Origin of the sequence: Paenibacillus sp. FSL H8-0048 (assembly GCF_038002825.1) — a bacterium.
GTDB lineage: Bacteria > Bacillota > Bacilli > Paenibacillales > Paenibacillaceae > Paenibacillus_AQ.
In genome coordinates this window covers 2086632-2102523 of record NZ_JBBODF010000001.1, presented here as the reverse complement: position 1 = coordinate 2102523, position 15892 = coordinate 2086632, and the positions used below count along the sequence as shown (strand labels likewise).

At 56.5% G+C, this 15892-nt stretch carries 13 protein-coding genes; 10 read left to right on the top strand and 3 right to left on the bottom strand.

Going from position 1 to position 15892, the window contains the following annotated elements; translation table 11 throughout:
- The first annotated feature begins 154 nt into the window (after nucleotides 1-154).
- The 7 genes from NSU18_RS09145 (at nucleotide 155) to NSU18_RS09115 (ending at nucleotide 8897) form a co-directional block, all read left to right on the top strand.
- Entirely contained in the window at nucleotides 155-1090 is a 936-nt protein-coding gene (locus tag NSU18_RS09145; protein ID WP_341020295.1) for a carbohydrate ABC transporter permease, read from the top strand.
- A gap of 25 nt (nucleotides 1091-1115) precedes the next feature.
- Entirely contained in the window at nucleotides 1116-1946 is an 831-nt protein-coding gene (locus tag NSU18_RS09140; RefSeq protein WP_341023213.1) for a carbohydrate ABC transporter permease, read from the top strand.
- Nucleotides 1947-2009: 63 nt separating this feature from the next.
- Nucleotides 2010-3368 carry an ABC transporter substrate-binding protein gene (locus NSU18_RS09135; protein ID WP_341148834.1) on the top strand — a complete coding sequence of 453 codons (1359 nt, stop codon included), beginning with the start codon at nucleotides 2010-2012 and terminating at the stop codon, nucleotides 3366-3368.
- Between the two features lie 124 nt (nucleotides 3369-3492).
- On the top strand, nucleotides 3493-5319 hold the full coding sequence (locus tag NSU18_RS09130) for a cache domain-containing sensor histidine kinase (protein ID WP_341148833.1): 1827 nt from the start codon (nucleotides 3493-3495) through the stop codon (nucleotides 5317-5319).
- Entirely contained in the window at nucleotides 5312-6955 is a 1644-nt protein-coding gene (locus NSU18_RS09125) for a response regulator transcription factor (protein WP_341148832.1), read from the top strand. Before NSU18_RS09130 ends, NSU18_RS09125 begins: the two co-directional genes overlap by 8 nt.
- Complete coding sequence (locus NSU18_RS09120; protein ID WP_341020301.1) at nucleotides 6949-7728, top strand: glucosamine-6-phosphate deaminase; 780 nt, start codon at nucleotides 6949-6951, stop codon at nucleotides 7726-7728. Before NSU18_RS09125 ends, NSU18_RS09120 begins: the two co-directional genes overlap by 7 nt.
- Nucleotides 7725-8897 carry an N-acetylglucosamine-6-phosphate deacetylase gene (locus NSU18_RS09115; RefSeq protein WP_341020303.1) on the top strand — a complete coding sequence of 391 codons (1173 nt, stop codon included), beginning with the start codon at nucleotides 7725-7727 and terminating at the stop codon, nucleotides 8895-8897. Before NSU18_RS09120 ends, NSU18_RS09115 begins: the two co-directional genes overlap by 4 nt.
- An 892-nt stretch (nucleotides 8898-9789) precedes the next feature.
- Here NSU18_RS09115 and NSU18_RS09110 read toward each other — a convergent pair.
- Complete coding sequence (locus tag NSU18_RS09110; RefSeq protein ID WP_341148831.1) at nucleotides 9790-10359, bottom strand: YdeI/OmpD-associated family protein; 570 nt, start codon at nucleotides 10357-10359, stop codon at nucleotides 9790-9792.
- A gap of 510 nt (nucleotides 10360-10869) precedes the next feature.
- Between NSU18_RS09110 and NSU18_RS09105 the strand changes: the two genes are divergently transcribed.
- Nucleotides 10870-12969 (top strand): methyl-accepting chemotaxis protein, encoded by a 2100-nt coding sequence (locus tag NSU18_RS09105; RefSeq protein WP_341020306.1) that lies wholly within the window; start codon nucleotides 10870-10872, stop codon nucleotides 12967-12969.
- Here NSU18_RS09105 and NSU18_RS09100 read toward each other — a convergent pair.
- Nucleotides 12910-13809, bottom strand: a complete 900-nt coding sequence (locus NSU18_RS09100; protein ID WP_341020309.1) for an NAD-dependent epimerase/dehydratase family protein — start codon at nucleotides 13807-13809, stop codon at nucleotides 12910-12912. The two genes, NSU18_RS09105 and NSU18_RS09100, sit on opposite strands and share 60 nt — an antisense overlap.
- A 55-nt stretch (nucleotides 13810-13864) precedes the next feature.
- Nucleotides 13865-14635, bottom strand: coding sequence for an RNA polymerase sigma factor (locus tag NSU18_RS09095; protein ID WP_341148830.1), 771 nt, complete (start codon nucleotides 14633-14635; stop codon nucleotides 13865-13867).
- A gap of 174 nt (nucleotides 14636-14809) precedes the next feature.
- Between NSU18_RS09095 and NSU18_RS09090 the strand changes: the two genes are divergently transcribed.
- Together NSU18_RS09090 and NSU18_RS09085 are read left to right on the top strand one after the other, a co-directional pair.
- Nucleotides 14810-15391 (top strand): ATP-dependent Clp protease proteolytic subunit, encoded by a 582-nt coding sequence (locus tag NSU18_RS09090; RefSeq protein WP_341020312.1) that lies wholly within the window; start codon nucleotides 14810-14812, stop codon nucleotides 15389-15391.
- A 19-nt stretch (nucleotides 15392-15410) separates the two neighbouring features.
- Nucleotides 15411-15617 (top strand): hypothetical protein, encoded by a 207-nt coding sequence (locus NSU18_RS09085; RefSeq protein ID WP_341020313.1) that lies wholly within the window; start codon nucleotides 15411-15413, stop codon nucleotides 15615-15617.
- The last annotated feature ends 275 nt before the right edge of the window (nucleotides 15618-15892 follow it).

Here is a 15892-nt window from a genome sequence, read left to right as displayed (position 1 = left end):
CTCAGTCCGTGATGCCGGGTCAAACGTTCTGATGGACAACTCTCGTCTTCAGCAGGTAAAAATTTTTCCGAACGGGTCAGGATCGTGGCTTATGCACCTCGCCTTACCTTTCTATAATGAGAGATAAGATCACGCAAGAGGGGGGACAGAGCCATTGAAGACGTCAGTTGCCTTACCGCAGTCCCGTGAGAAACCAACCGCCGGCAGCAGAAAAAGAAAACGGCTGGAAGCCGGGATGGGGTACCTGTTCACCGGTCCCATGCTGCTGGGTGTGCTCATATTTACGCTAATTCCTATGCTATTCTCCTTCGTGCTCAGCTTCACCAAATGGTCGTTCGTCACCGGGTTTGACAAGATCCGGTTCAATGGCTTCGATAACTTCCGCCAGCTGTTCCAGGATGAGGTTTTCCTGAAGTCGCTGGGCAATAACTTCATTATGCTGCTGGCCGTACCGGCCGGAATGGGGATCGCGCTGGTCCTGGCGGTGATTATCACCAGTCATGTGTACGCGCCGGGGGCTTTTAAAGTTATCTACTTCATGCCCCAGATTTCCAGTGTCGTCGCGGTAGCGGTCGTGTGGCAGGTGCTCTTCCATCCTTCGTACGGTCCGGTCAACGGCTTCCTGTCAGCGCTCGGCGTGGACCATCCGCCCAAATGGCTGGCCGATCCGACCTATGCGCTTCCTTCGGTCATGCTGCTGATGATCTGGATCGATCTCGGGGTCTCGCTGATTATCTATATCGCCGGAATCAAGAATATTCCTGCCGATCTGTATGAAGCGGCGACGATTGACGGCGCCTCGAAGCTGGCCCAGTTCCGCTCGATCACCTTTCCGCTGCTGACGCCGACGACCTTTTTCCTGCTGGTGACCGGGATTATCGGCAATTTCAAATCCTTCGCTCTGGTCAAGGTGCTGACGGACGGCGGACCGGCCCATTCCACCTCTGTTGTCGTATATGACATGTACCAGACGGCCTTCGTCGATCTTCAGACCGGGTATGCTTCATCCATGGTTATGATTCTGTTCGTCATTGTGCTGGCCATTACCGGCTTGCAGTGGCTGGGGCAGCGCTATTGGGTCAATTACTAGATAAGGGAGGCATACACCTGTGAGAATGGGCAATCTTACCTTAGGAAAAGCCATCATCACCCTGATCATGGCGCTGCTGGGGATCGTGTTTTTGCTTCCTTTTATATGGATGCTGTCCGCTTCGCTTAAGCCGGAGGCCGATGTCTTCAAGTATCCGGTTGAATGGATTCCGCAGACCCTGCGGGCGTCCTTCAACTATCATTCCGTCTGGTTCGGCAAAGCCAACTTCACGCTCTATTACTGGAACTCGATCAAGGTCACGGCGCTCACCACGCTCCTGTCTGTGGGGGTGTCCAGCATGGCCGCCTACGGCTTCACCAAAATCCGCTTTCCCGGAAGAAATGCACTCTTCGTCCTTGTGCTGGCCACCTATATGATTCCTGCGGAAGCCACACTGGTGCCGCTGTTCATCATTTTCCGGTCGACGGGCCTGTACGATACGCATCTGGGCCTGATCCTGCTGGGCGGGTTCAGCGTGCTGGGCACCTTCCTGCTCCGCCAGTTCTTCGCTTCGCTCTCGAACGAATATATCGAATCGGCACAGATCGACGGTGCGGGCCATTTGCGCATCTTCACCTTCATTCTGTTCCCGCTGGTCCGGCCCGCGATTGCCACGTATGCGATTCTGCGGTTTATCTGGACCTGGAATGATTTTCAGACGCCGCTGGTCTTCCTGAACAGTAAGACGCTCTACACGCTACAGCTTGGCATGAATGCCTTCGCCGACCGCAACGGCGCCTTCTATTCGCTGATTATGGCGGCTTCGGTCTCGGCTATTGTCCCGCTGCTGATTGTGTTCATCCTCGGGCAGAAGCAGGTGATCGAAGGCATTTCCTTAGGGGGGGTGAAGGGGTGAAGGCTGGCAAGTTCCCGGAAGTTGCATAACCGGATGTAAACCACATTAGAAGGGGTGTTAGTGATGAAAAAGAATGTGTTCGCGCTGGTATGGATCGTCGTGCTTCTGGTAGCCTTGGCAGGCTGCGGCAATTCGGGCAACAATAGTGCATCTCCCACTTCTGGCAGCACGGCTGCACCGGAGGCGGGGGAGAGTGCTGCACCTTCCGCAGAGCCGGTAACGATCAAGGTTGCTAACTGGTCCCCTGCGGCGGATATGGAGCCTGTGCTGAAGGCCTATGAGGATTCACATCCGGGCGTCTCCCTGGAATATGTTGAGCTTGCCGACAACGGAGACTCTGTGGCTGGCATGAAAAAGCTGGATCTGCTCGTGGCTTCCGGCGAGAACCTGGATGTAGTGTTCATGCCCGGTGCCACCGACTATTCACAGCGTGCCGGACTCGGCCTGCTGGCTCCGCTGAATGACCTGATCAGCAAGGAAGGGATCACGCTGGCTGACGAATACACGATTGATCCGTCTGTGGACGGTAAGGTGTATGCCCTCCCGGATACGCTTGAGAATTATTTTGTCCTGCTGAACAAGGACAAGCTGGATGCGGCAGGGTTAGCCGTTCCCACAGAATGGAGCTGGGACGACTATCTTGATTACGCAGCCAAGCTGACCAGCGGCACTGGCCCGTCCAAGACCTTCGGCACCTATTTCCATACCTGGGCCATGTACTGGGAGCTGGGGATCATCAATCAGGAGAAGGACAACAATCTGGTCAATAACGGTATCGTGAATATCGACAGCGCGGGCATCCGCAAGTCTCTGGAGCTGCGCAATAAGGCTGAGGAATCCGGAGTAGCTGTGCCGTATGCCGACACCATCTCCCAGAAGCTTGCGTACCGCTCGGAGTTCTTCACCGGACATGCCGCGATGATCGTGACCGGCAACTGGATGATCGGTGAATCCGGCGGGTCAGAGGAGTTCCCGGCTACGTTCACCACCGCGTTCGCGCCGATGCCTTCGAACAGTGCAGGAGAACCGAGCGGAGTCAGTATTGCTAACGGCAACTATGTTGGGATTCTGGAAAAGTCGAAGCATCAGCAGGAAGCGTATGATTTCATCCGCTGGTACTCCACAGAGGGCGAGCAGATGCAGAATGTATACTCCGCCTGGAAGAAGCAGGATGTGGACCAGTTCATAGCAGGCGTCAAAACCAAGGCCATGAGCCCGGACAACATTGACGAAACCTCACTGGCCTATGTAATCAAGAATGCGAAGCCTGCTCCTTTAAGTGTGCCGCCGACCTATCAGGGCGAGCTGGAAACGGCCTTTACCAAGGAAACAGAGCTGTTCATCCTGAAGCAGCAGGACCTGGAGACTACGATCAAGAAGGCGCAGGCGGAGCTGCAGAAGATTGTGGATGCCAATAAGTAAAAATTGGCAGGGCTAAACGGCCGGATTTTACCTGAAATCCTGTGCTCTAATAGGCTACTGGAGGCGGAAAGCTGATATGATAGAAGCATAGACACGATAGTCTGATTGTGAAGGGGGATTGCCATTGCTGCCAAGAGGATGGAGACTCGGTTTTCGCAATAAGCTGCTCGTCGCTTCCCTGCTCTGTCTGCTGCTTCCCGCCTCTATTACCCTGTATATTTCCAATTCCTACACAGAGCATATCCTCCGCTCCCAGGTGATTCAGAATGAACGCCGTTCACTGGAGCAGGAGAGCCTGTACATCTCGAACCTCTTCAGCAATATGGTGCTGGTGGCGAATTATATCCAGTTCGATCCCGGCATCACCCTTATTCTCAAAGAAAACTGGCAGCGCAGCAAGCTGCACCAGCCTGATACAGCAAGACATATCCTGGACTTCAAAGAGGTGACCGACAAGCTGGTCAGCGTGACCTCCATGATGGAAAAAACATTCGTAACCGTCCTCACCTCGGACGGGCAATACTACTCCAACTATTCCTACGCCAAGCTCAATGTCGGCGCACTGCTTCAGCAGTCCTGGATGGAGGCTGCCCGCAAGAAGCCTGCCTTCGAGCTGTACTGGGCAGGCGTGATAGATAACTATATTCCGACCGCAGCCGCCGGCAGTCCGCAGGTGCTTACGATTGCCCGCAATCTCAAGCTGTCTTCCAGTTCAACCTATGCTACGGTGATGATCAGTATCGCCGAGAGCCGGATCAGCCAGATCTTGAGTGATAGCGGGAAGGGGCAGCAGACCCTGCTGATTGCACCGGATGGAACGGTTACTGCCGCCCGGGACAAGTCCCTGCTGGGCCAGCCGTTCTCACTTATGGCTGCCGTGAAGCCTGCGGCCGATTCCAGCTTCATCGATTACCGGGGCGAGCAGTATCTGCTCAGCAGTCTGGAGATCCCTTACGGCAATTACCGGATTGTCAGTCTGTCGCCCTACCGCGAGGCGGTCAGCCGGATTAGCGCGACGCACCGCTGGAGTTCGGCGGTGCAGGTGGTGTCGGGGGCTTTTTTCCTGCTGATTCTGGTGCTGCTGGTCAGGCAGTTCACGAAGCCGGTCATCCGGCTCGACCAGGTGGCGGCGCGGGTGGACCGCGGAGAGCTGGGTCTCCGTTCGGGAGTCCGGGGCTATGATGAGATCGGGCGGCTGGGCAAATCCTTCGACCATATGCTGGACCGGGTAGAGCGGATGGTTGTGCAAATCAAGGAAGAGCAGGCGCAGAAGCGCAAGGCGGAGCTGGCGATGCTGCAATCGCAGATCAATCCCCACTTCCTGTTCAACATCCTGAACTCGATCCGTCTGCGCATTATGATGCGGGGAGATGAAGAGAATGCCGAGCTGCTGTTCTCGCTCTCCCGGCTGCTCCGCATGACGATCCAGCAGCGGGATGAATACACCACGCTTCATGATGAGCTGCATATTGTCAGGAGCTATGTGGAGCTGCTGAATTTCCGCCAGTCCGAGGAGGTGGCGCTGGATACAGACTGTACCTCCGAGAGCCTCGGCATCCGTATCCCCCGCTTCCTGCTGCAGCCGGTCATTGAGAATGCCTATATTCATGGGCTGCGTCAGGCGGGCGGGCGTATTCTGATCCGAACGTGGACACAGGATCACCGGCTGTTCATTGAGATCGAAGACGACGGGCAGGGGATGGATGAGGACACCCTGAGCCGCCTGCGCGCCGGGCTAAGCTCCAAACCGCCGGGCAAGGAAGCTATGCCGCCAGGCAGGCTGGCCCACATCGGAATGTCCAATGTCTACGAGCGTCTGTATCTGACTTACGGATCAGCCTTCCAGATTACGACGGACAGCAGGCCCGGCGAGGGGACAACCTTCCGGTTCGTATTGCCCGGGCAGATTCCGGATCAGGCTAAGGAAAAGGAGCGTGGTAGGGATGTATAGCGTAATGCTGGTGGATGATGATCAGCCGGTACTGGATTTTCTGACGGCAATGATTCCCTGGGACGAGCTTGGATTCACGCTGCATTCAGCCTGCAAGAACGGTCTGATTGCTCTGGAGAAGGCCGGGGCGGACATGCCGGATATTGTAATTACAGACATTGGGATGCCGTATATGGATGGTCTGGAGCTGATCCGCGAGCTGAAGCTGCGAAGCGGGGAGGTGCGCGTGGTGGTGCTGTCCTGCATGGATGACTTCACCTATGCGCAGCAGGCGGTCAAGCTGATGGTGAGCGACTATATCCTCAAGGAGACGATGAGCAGAGAGCTGATTACCACCCTGCTCCGGGAGCTGGGCGGGGAGCTGCGCCGCAGGGACGAGGAGAAGGCTCAGACGCTGAAGTGGAAAAGCATGGCCGAGCATCAAAAGGGGCTGCTGAAGCAACGGGTGCTTACGCGGATCACGGCCCGGGAGCTGCCAGGCAGCGAGTGGCAGAGTGACGCTGCCGAGCTGGGCATTCAGCCTGAGCTCACAGCCCATGTCGCTGTGCTCTGCCGGATCAACGGTGACAGCGGGGAGGCTCCAGGGGAGGAGCTTGCGCGGATGGCCTTGGTGGCATCGGCGGCGGAGTCGGTGTACCAGGACAATAATGCCGCCCTATGTCTGCCCTACAGTGGCCGTGATTGTGTACTGGTATTCACCGGCGGTATGGGGAACGGGGCAGAGGCCGCACACATCTCTATGCTCGGCAGGCTACGCTCAGCCATTCAAGCCGTGCCGGGGGTGAGGGCGTCCTTTCAATACCTGTGTATCCCCCGGGGCAGCGGGCATTTCCGCGAGAGGGTGATAGAGCTGCTAACCCAAGGCCGGGAGTATGCCTTCTACTTGAAGCCGGGCGGGCTGGCCGGACTGAAGGAGCTTCCGCCGTTCACGGAGGAGGACCTGTTCACCCGTTACGCCGAAGCCGCGCACGAGATCCGCGAAGCCTTCCTGGAGGAATCAGCGGACAGGCTTGCGGAGCTGATCGCCAAATGGATGGACCATATCCGTCTGAAGCGTTATGCCCCGCGCCAGGTGAAGGAATGGATGCTCAAGCTGCTCTATGACAATCAGATGCGGCTGATGGCCCGCCAGCAGTTCCAGTCCACTTTTTCGCTGGAGCTGCTGCATGATACCCTGGCGGACATTGACGATATCGGCACGCTGGAGAGTTGGTCCCTGGCTTTCTTCTACGAACGGCTTCCTTATATCCGGGAGATGTACCAGGAGACCCGCCGGGATGAGATCAAGAAGGTGAAGCAGTATGTTGACCGTCACCTGAACCGTAAAATCACCCTGGAGGAGGTGGCGGAATATACGCATTTGAATTCGAGTTATTTCAGCCGTCTGTTCAAGAAGGAGACCGGAATGAGCTTCATCCACTACGTTACCCATATCAAAATGGAGCAGGCCAAGGAATGGCTGGACCAGTCTCCGCAAAGCGTAGAACAGGTCGCCGAGCGGCTCGGGTATGAGAATAAGAGCTATTTCACGAAGCTGTTCAAGCTGCATACTGGAGCTACGCCCGGAGAATTCCGGGGAGAGGAAGGCAGCCGTTCCGCACAACCCCCTGAAGCAAGGAGGCATTACCCATGCTGACTATCAAACCGATTCATACCGAGCTGTCGGGTGCTATGCTTGTCCGGGTATACCCAAACCGTGCACAGCTCGGAGCTGCTGCCGGACGTGAGGCGGCAGCAGCCATCCGGGCGCTGCTGGCCTCCAAAGCGCAGGTGCGGATCGTCTTCGCCGCCGCCCCTTCGCAGAACGAATTCCTTGCCGAGCTTGCCGCTGCGAAGGATCTGGACTGGAGCCGGATTACCGCATTCCATATGGATGAATACACTGGCCTGCCGGCAGACTCGCCGCAGAGCTTCGGCACCTTTCTCCGCAAGGCGCTCTTCGACAAGGTGCGTCCGGGAACGGTTCATTATCTGAATCCTGCCGCAGGTGCAGAAGCGGAATGCAAGCGTTATGGACGATTGCTGGCAGAGGCGCCTATCGATATAGTGTGCCTTGGCATCGGAGAGAACGGCCACTTGGCGTTCAATGATCCGCCGGTGGCTGATTTCGCTGATCCGCTTCCTGTGAAGCTGGTGATTCTGGATGATATCTGCCGGAGGCAGCAGGTGAATGACGGGTGTTTCGCCAGCTTGGACGAAGTGCCGCAGCAAGCCTTGACGCTGACGATTCCGGTGCTGCTGTCCGCGCAATGGCTGTTCTGCATGGTGCCGGGCGCTTCCAAGCGCGGTGCAGTGACCCGGACGCTGCATGAAGCAGTCTCTACAGCATGTCCGTCCACCATCTTGCGGGGGCATGGAGACTGCCGGATGTTCCTGGATACCGACTCGTTCGGGGCGGTCTTCTCATGAAGCTGGAGGCGCTGCATTACCGGACCGGCGAGCCGGTCCGGCTTACTGTGGAGGATGGCTTAATTGCTGCTATCGACCCGCTGGAGACGCGGCTGACGCTGGAGGAACGGGCCGAGCTGCCACTGGTGGCCCCGGGCCTTACGGATCTGCAGATCAACGGCTATGGCGGACATGATTTCAATCATCCGGCGCTTGGTGCAGAGGATGTCAAAAAGGCGGTCCGTGCGGTATGGCAGGAGGGCGTGACCGCCTGTTACCCTACGGTGATTACCGGCGCGCCGTATACCATCCTGGGAGCGATGCGGGCGATTGCCCGGGCCTGTGACGAGGATGCAGCCAGCGCGGCGACCATCAAGGGCATCCATCTGGAGGGGCCGTTCCTCTCGCCGGAGGACGGTCCGCGCGGGGCGCATGCCCTGGAGCATATCCGGCCGCCGGACGCGGCCCTGCTCGATCAGTGGCAGGCGGCGGCGGGCGGACGCATCTCTATTGTTACGCTGTCCCCCGAGTGGGAGGGGAGTGCGAAGTTCATCCGCCACTGCGTCCGGCAGGGAATCACCGTCTCCATCGGGCATACGTCAGCGGATGCCGCGCAGATTGCCGGGGCGGTAGCCGCCGGAGCGCGGCTGTCCACGCACCTGGGCAATGGCGCGCATGCTATGCTGCCGCGCCATCCGAACTACCTGTGGACCCAGCTCGCGGCAGATGAGCTGTGGTGCACATTGATCGCCGACGGCTTCCACCTCCCGGAGGAGGTGCTGAAGGTGGCGATGAAGGTCAAGGGCCAGCGGGCACTGCTGGTCAGCGATGCCGTTGCCCTGGCCGGGCTTGCGCCCGGCAGCTACGACACGCCGGTCGGCGGCCGTGTCGTGCTGACCCCGGCGGGCCGGCTGCATCTCGCCGGCGAGCCCGGGCTGCTGGCGGGCTCGGCGCAGATGCTGCTGCGCCACATCGCGCGCCTCAGCGCCGCGGGCCTGGCCGCGCTGCCGGACGCCTGGGACATGGCGTCCGTGCGCCCGGCAGGCTTCATGGCCCTGCCTGCGGCGGCGGGCCTGGCGGCCGGGGCACCGGCGGATCTGGCGCTGATCCGCCGCACCGGGCCGGGCGGCGCCGGGCTTGCGCTGGCGGCGCTGTGCCAGGCCGGCGGCTGGGTGTACCGCCGGGACTGAGCGGAGCGGCGGTACAGTGCGGCGGTACGGTGCGGGCAGGCCGCCGGTGACGGGGGCCTGTTATCCATGTGAATCGCACAAGTTAATCGATTACAGACGGCGGGAGCGGCAGTGGCTGGGTAAGTACATGGCTATGGCTATGGGCATGGTATGGGGATTGTATGGGGATGGTATGAGTATGAGTATGAGTATGAGTATGGCTGTTGCGCCCGCGTTTGCACCACGCCAGTAAAATTTGTAGTAAATGTATTCGGTTTTCCGCATACATTTTCTCCGTTAGTCTACGCGCAGTATAATTGTATTCAGTATTCCGCATACACCCGTACTATGTCCACACTAGCGTCAATGTTTGCACCAGTGCCTGGACCAGTAGCTGCCTCAGTAACTGCCTCAGTAACTGCCTCAGTAACTGCCTCAGTGACTGCCTCAGCATCACCCTATGTATCTGCATTAGTCTCACCCTCACCCTCACCCCTTGCCGCAGGGAACAGTTGGATTTTGGGCACTTGTTCAGAGGTGGGAGGGGCCCGCAGCGAGTCGTAGTTGGAAAAAAGGCACTTAATATGCTGGCATCAGAGCCATAGAGGGGGTTCACGCGAAAAATAAATGTCATAAATCCAACTAAGTTCCGCAAATGCTCCAAATGTTCTAGATTAAGATACGTTTTTCCAACTAATATGCATTAAGTAACCTCCATTAAGTAACCTCCGTCATGTAGAGCAAACCCCAGTTACTTTCATACCCATCAGATATCCCCACACATACCGCTTGCGCAAACCCTTCGGGAGCTGCATGCCCCAGCTTTCAGGGCAATTTGTCCGAAATCAAACTCACTCACAGAACTAGTAATCCAACTGATCTAATAATCCACCAGAACTACACTCCAACCAAACTAATAATCCAGCAGACGCCCGTTGTCATGCCATTGCCCGTACATTTTATTCACTCTGGTATTCTCGATGAATTTGTCCAATCTGCGTTCTAACAGCTCCGGCTGGCGGATGCAGCTCTGAATGGTGTCGATCCGCACCCGCTGATACAGCGCCGGGAAGGCCAGGAAATGCCGGTACACCTGCTCGTCCGCCTTCAATCGCTGTACAATCACGGGATCAATTCGAAAAGCTTCTACATCCATATCGGGCAGGCATCGCCGTCCCTCATCGCGCATCAGGCCCAGCTTGTCCAGCCTTCGCACGCGCTCCTTATTCAGCTCGGTCCATGAACTGCGCTTGCTGCGCGGGGATAGTCTCTGCGCTAGCTTGGAGTCAGCCGCCGCCTTCTTCACCCCGTCAATCCAGCCGCAGCACAGCGCTTCTTCCACGGCATCCAGATACAGTATCGTCTCCGGGAGCGGTTTGAGACTGACCTCTACCCAGCAAGAGCCCTCCGTGGTACTGTTCGCCATCAGCCAATCTCTTAATTCTTCTCTCGATGTAGCTTCAAGCCTATTTTCAATGCTCATAATTACACTTCAGTCCCTTCTGACGTTTGCCCTTTGCTCTCTTGCTGATACAAATCCTGCATATTATACAACTTCTCCCTCATTAAACTAATCCTAATCTGAAAATATTGCACAAAAGGCAGCATTCCCTCTTCTCTAAGGGGCTTGGCGGCGATATTCCTGCAATTTGTGCAACAATATTTAAGTTTACCCTGTTATCGATGAACCAGGGTTGCAATTTGTGCAACAACTTGGCCTGCCGCTGCTGCCATACCTTGTCTCTCTGACACCCACCCAATTGCCCCGTGCAAATAAGCCGCGTTCCCATCCAATAGTCCTACTATTTCCTTGAATTCTGCACATTTGTTAACAGTTTCGCAACAGATTCTTTACGCTGCGCATACATAACTTAGGAGGACAATTAATATCCGGCTTTTACAATTAGAGAGTATTAGCAGAATATACCTATTGCAAAATCAGGCTAGATATGAAGGGATGATACTTTTGAAGGGGAATCCGCTGCACTTTTCGATGAAATGGAAGCTGATCTTGAGTTTCTCGGCGATTACACTTATTTTTCTGGGTGTGGCCCTGTACCAGGGACATAAAATCAAGCAGGTCGAGCTATCCATGGAACGGCAGAAGAGCGAAATGGAGAATAGAATTACGGTCTCAACCATCACCCAGCAGCTGCAGGAGCTGAACCGCGCAGAGACTTCCTTGGCGGAATCCAGTGACCTGGAGCAGGCCGAACCGTTGCAGGAGAAGCAACAGCAGCTGTCTGCGGAGCTGGGGAAGGTGGATTTTAAGCAGGGTACGCCTGCTTCTGCCAGTTATAAGCTACTGTCTTCACAAGTAAAAGAATATGGCGCTCTTACAAAGGAACTGGTAACGACGATGTCGGACGAGACCCTTGACCCGCTGAGTGTGCTGGAGACCATTGATGGTATACATACAAAAGCGCTTGCCCTGAATCAGGACATGCTGAAGACTAACGGTGAGCTGTATACCGCTGCCGCTGCCAATGCCGATCAGGCCCAGGGAGTCTCCTTCGCTCTGCTGGATGATACGGTATCCATCGTGATGTACGCTGCGATTGCAGTCTCCCTGTTCATGCTGGTGCTCGCCTGGCTGCTGATCCGCTCGTTCCTGTCGCCGGTGCGCAAGCTTCAGGCGGCGCTCAGGCAGATCGCGGAGGGCGATCTGCGGCAGCAGATTAACTCCCCGTACAATGACGAGCTGGGACAGCTGAGCCATCATTTCGACCATATGGTCGGCAGGGTACAGGGGATGCTGCGGCAGACCTTGTCTGCAGCAGGCTCGCTTGCTGATTACGCGCAGTCTTTTGAGGAGTCTTCGGTGGTTACAGCGCATACGAACCAGAATATTGTCAGAACCATACAGGAGATTTCGCTTGGGGCGGACCAGCAGGCCAGCCAGTCGGAGCAGAGCACACAGCTCCTGGAGGAGCTGGCCTGCGGAGTTCAGGAGATTACTGACTATACCGATGTAATGCTGACTACAAGTGAAGCCGCTAACCGGAACAGACAGCTGGGTTCGGATACCGTTACGGCGCTGCGCCTCAGCTCCCGGAAGTCTCAGGAATCCATTGGCAAGGTGTATGGGGCGCTGGACAAGCTGGTGAACCAGTCCAAGGATATCTCACGCATTACCCATTCGATCACCGAAATCTCGAAGCAGACGAATATACTCTCGCTGAACGCCGCGATTGAGGCGGCCAGGGCCGGAGCAGCAGGTAAAGGCTTCGCCGTTATTGCCGATGAAGTGCGGCAGTTGTCTGTGCAGACGAATAATTCCTCGGTGCATATCAGCAAAATTATTCAGGAGCTTGGGGCCTGTATGGCGGATTTCCAGGGACATATGATGGAGACCCGGGACAGCCTGGAGCAGCAGGACCATCAGGTGGAGCAGACCCTGGCTTCCTTCGCCGCTATCGACGAATCGATTACAGGCATCAGCACACAAATCGGGCAAATTCACAATAAGGTGGAACAGACCCGTACTCTCAATTCTCGGCTTGCCGAATCTGTACATTCTGTTGCGGCTGTAGCTGAGCAGACGGCGGCCGGAGTTCAGGAGGTTAACGCTTCCAGCACCCAGCAGGATCAGGCCATCGGGGACATTGCCAGACAGGCCGGGGAGATTAATGAAATCTCGCAGCGGCTGTTCCGGGAGATCAATGTGTTCAAAATACCGGAGGCTGCTGAGGCCAAATTGGAGCAGGGGTCAGAGTCTGTTCCAGCCCCAGGTTCAAATTCAACCGCAGATTCGGATGCAGTTCCAAGCTCAAAGCATGCAGCGGATAAAGCGGTTCGCGGGATAGTGCAGGTATACGAAGAGCAGCCGATAGCGAAGACAAAAGAGAACATCCCGCCCAAGCCACAGCAGGAGATGCATACGAATCTGACGGATCAGCCGGAAAAAAAGGCAGAAGCCGGAATTCACCGGCCCCTGCCTGCGGGAATACCGGTGCAGGATAAGCCTGCGCCCGGCCTGAATACGCTTGTTAACGAACCGGAGAAAGAGATCTCCAAAGAGCTGGAGGAGGAGCTACTGGTCCTGGCGAAGTGTGCGGGTCAGCGAAGAGACCAGCTCCGGGAACCACTCTGATAAGGACAGGAAGCTGAAGCCCGCACTGCGGGCTTTTGCTGTATCCATGAACCAGGAGGCACCGATGCCAAAAGGCGATTGGTCTGCTTCCGCCGCCTCATTCTGGACGACAGCCGTCCTTCCGGTAATCTGTTCGATGATGGAGATGACGCTGCCAATGGGGAGAGTGCCGTCCGAGCAGGCGTTCACCGGCCCCGTGACAGCTGAGCCCTCCCGGCCCAGCCAATGCAGGAAAGCAGCCGCTTCATCCGAACGGATGAACGAAATCTCTGCCTGCGGATTAGGGATGCCAATGGGCCTTCCCGCCAGAACATGCTCGATGTGAAAATGCAACCGGCGCGTATAATCATCCGTGCCCAGTACAATCGGAAAACGTACCGCAGCCACCGGGAAATCCGCTGTCTGAAGCAGAATCGCTTCGGCTTGCCTTTTGCCTTCCTGGTAACTGACATCCGCTTTCCCGCCAGCCTTCAGCGGATAATGCCAAGGATCGAAGTCCGTTTCAGCCAGCGCCTCCGGCTGCGGATCATACACGGATAAGCTGGAAGTCAGGATATACCGCTTGGCCCGCCCCGCCCAGATCCGCACAGCTGCCGCCGCCTCATCCGGCGTGTAGCAAATGTTATCGTAGACGATATCCCATACAGTCCCCCCGACAGCCTGCTCAAGCGCAGCTTCATCCGTCCGGTCCACAGCCAGCCGGGCAACACGCTCTCCGAAGGTATCCTCAGTTAGACCCCGGGTGAGAATGGTGACCTCACTGTCCTGGTCCTGGAGCAGCAGCTCCACCAGTCTTTTACCGAAAAATCTCGTCCCTCCAAGCACAAGCACCTTCTTCATGGGATCATCCTCCTAAGTTATAGTCAGAGCAGAGCCGCTGCTCCATTCATCCCTATTATGCAGCCATCCGAAGTCCGCCATATGCAGGCGCTCCATGGGTATAGGCGTATCTTGCGTTGTCTGTATACACGGAATGCACGGACTGAACTGTATACGTGCTTACAGCAGCCGTTACCATCCCGGCGTTCTCCTGGCGGAGCAGCTCCAGCAATACTGGAATCTGCCCTTGCTCATAGGCCTCAGCCAGCGCCCGCAGATAACCCCGGTAATCGGCATCCTGCGGAAGCGCGGGACCTTCATGCTGGATCAGCTCCTCCCGGACCTTGCTCAAGGCTTGGCGTGCACGGTGCAGCGCCGCTTTGACTGCTCCTTCCGTGGTTGCCAGGAGTCCGGCGGACTCGGCGGCAGAATACCCCAGCACATCGCGGAGAACCCAGGCGGTCCGCTGCGGCGGCGAGAGATGGGCAAGCAGCGCCTGAAAGGTCAGCTCCAGCCCGGACAGCTCCTCCAGAGTTGCCGCCGCAGAAGCCGGATCTGATGCTGCCCCAGACCGTTCCATGGCACGGATGAGCGACCCCCGGCGGCGGGAAGCGTCAATCCAGGTATTCTTGGCAATCCGCAGCAGCAGGGCTTCGGGATTGGGGCTGATGGTGAATTTGCGGTAGCCGAGCGCTTTGGCCCAGGTCTCCTGCGCCAGATCGTCGGCGTCGAAGCGGGAGCGGGTGAGCGACAGGCAGTAGTGCTGCAGTGCTTTTCCCAGCTCCTGAAGATGTCTTGTATCCATAGCTATCGTATCCGGTGTCCGGTGATGTTCAAGAATCGTCATAGTAGCCCTCTCCTTCGATGGGTTGCGTTGCTTCTATTATATAAACGAACAGTGCATTGTAAAAGATACGCACCCCCGCTATTTCCGCACCTCTTCCGCTTTCCGTATCTTTTCGCGCAGGCAACCCGTTTACATGGTATTCACACTAAAACAGATTAGAGGAGGCATACCAGAATGAGTGTAATACCCTATGTGATAGAACAGACAGCCCAAGGAGAGCGGTCCTATGATATTTATTCCAGGCTGCTGAAGGACCGGATTGTATTCGTGGGTGCGGCAATTGATGACGGGCTGGCTAATAGCATTATTGCGCAGCTGCTGTTCCTCGCGGCCGATGAGCCGGAGAAGGATATTCAGATGTTCATTAACAGCCCGGGAGGTTCGACTACCGCAGGCTTTGGTATTTATGATACGATGCAGGTAATTAAACCTCAAGTCAACACGATCTGCACCGGTTTTGCTGCTTCGTTCGCTTCTCTGCTGCTGTTGTCAGGCGCTACCGGTAAACGGTCGGCCCTGCCGAACAGCGAGATTATGATCCATCAGCCGCATGGCGGGGTGCAAGGGCAGGCGAGTGATATTGCCATCAGCGCCAGACGTATTCTTCAGATCCGCAAGAAGATTGTCGGGATCACCGCGCAGCGGACCGGCCAGCCGCCGGAGAAGGTGGAGAAGGATATGGACCGGGATTACTTCATGTCGGCTGAGGAGGCACTGGAATACGGAATTATTGACACCATCATCACCCATTTGTGAGACGAAGGAGAGGAAGAGCATGCTGGAAGCGCTGAAGGGACAGGAAGTCACGATTCATTTTTTGGATGGTACAAGTGTCAGGGGAGGCGTACTGGAGGAGCTGGATGAGCGGTTCGTGAAATACAGTACGGAGTATCAGACCCTCTACATTCCCATAACCTCCATCCGGGCGGTAGATGTGCAGACCAAGGAGCGCAAGCGTCCGCGCGTCGGCTTCGGGCAATAACCGGGGGCTGCCTATAAAAGCGTACAAAACCCCGTCATCTCTGCTCAGAACGAGCGGATATAACGGGGTTTTCTTCGAATGATTCGTAGAGCACGCATATGGTCGCGTACGGTCCGAATGTATGTGAAAAACAGCATACATTGTGGCGGTGCGCAGGCGCATGGCCCGAATGTATGCCAAAAACAGCATACATTGCGGTGGCACGCAGGCGCATGGCCTGAATGTATGCCAAAAACAGCATACATTGCGGCGGTACGCAGGCGCACGGCCCGAAT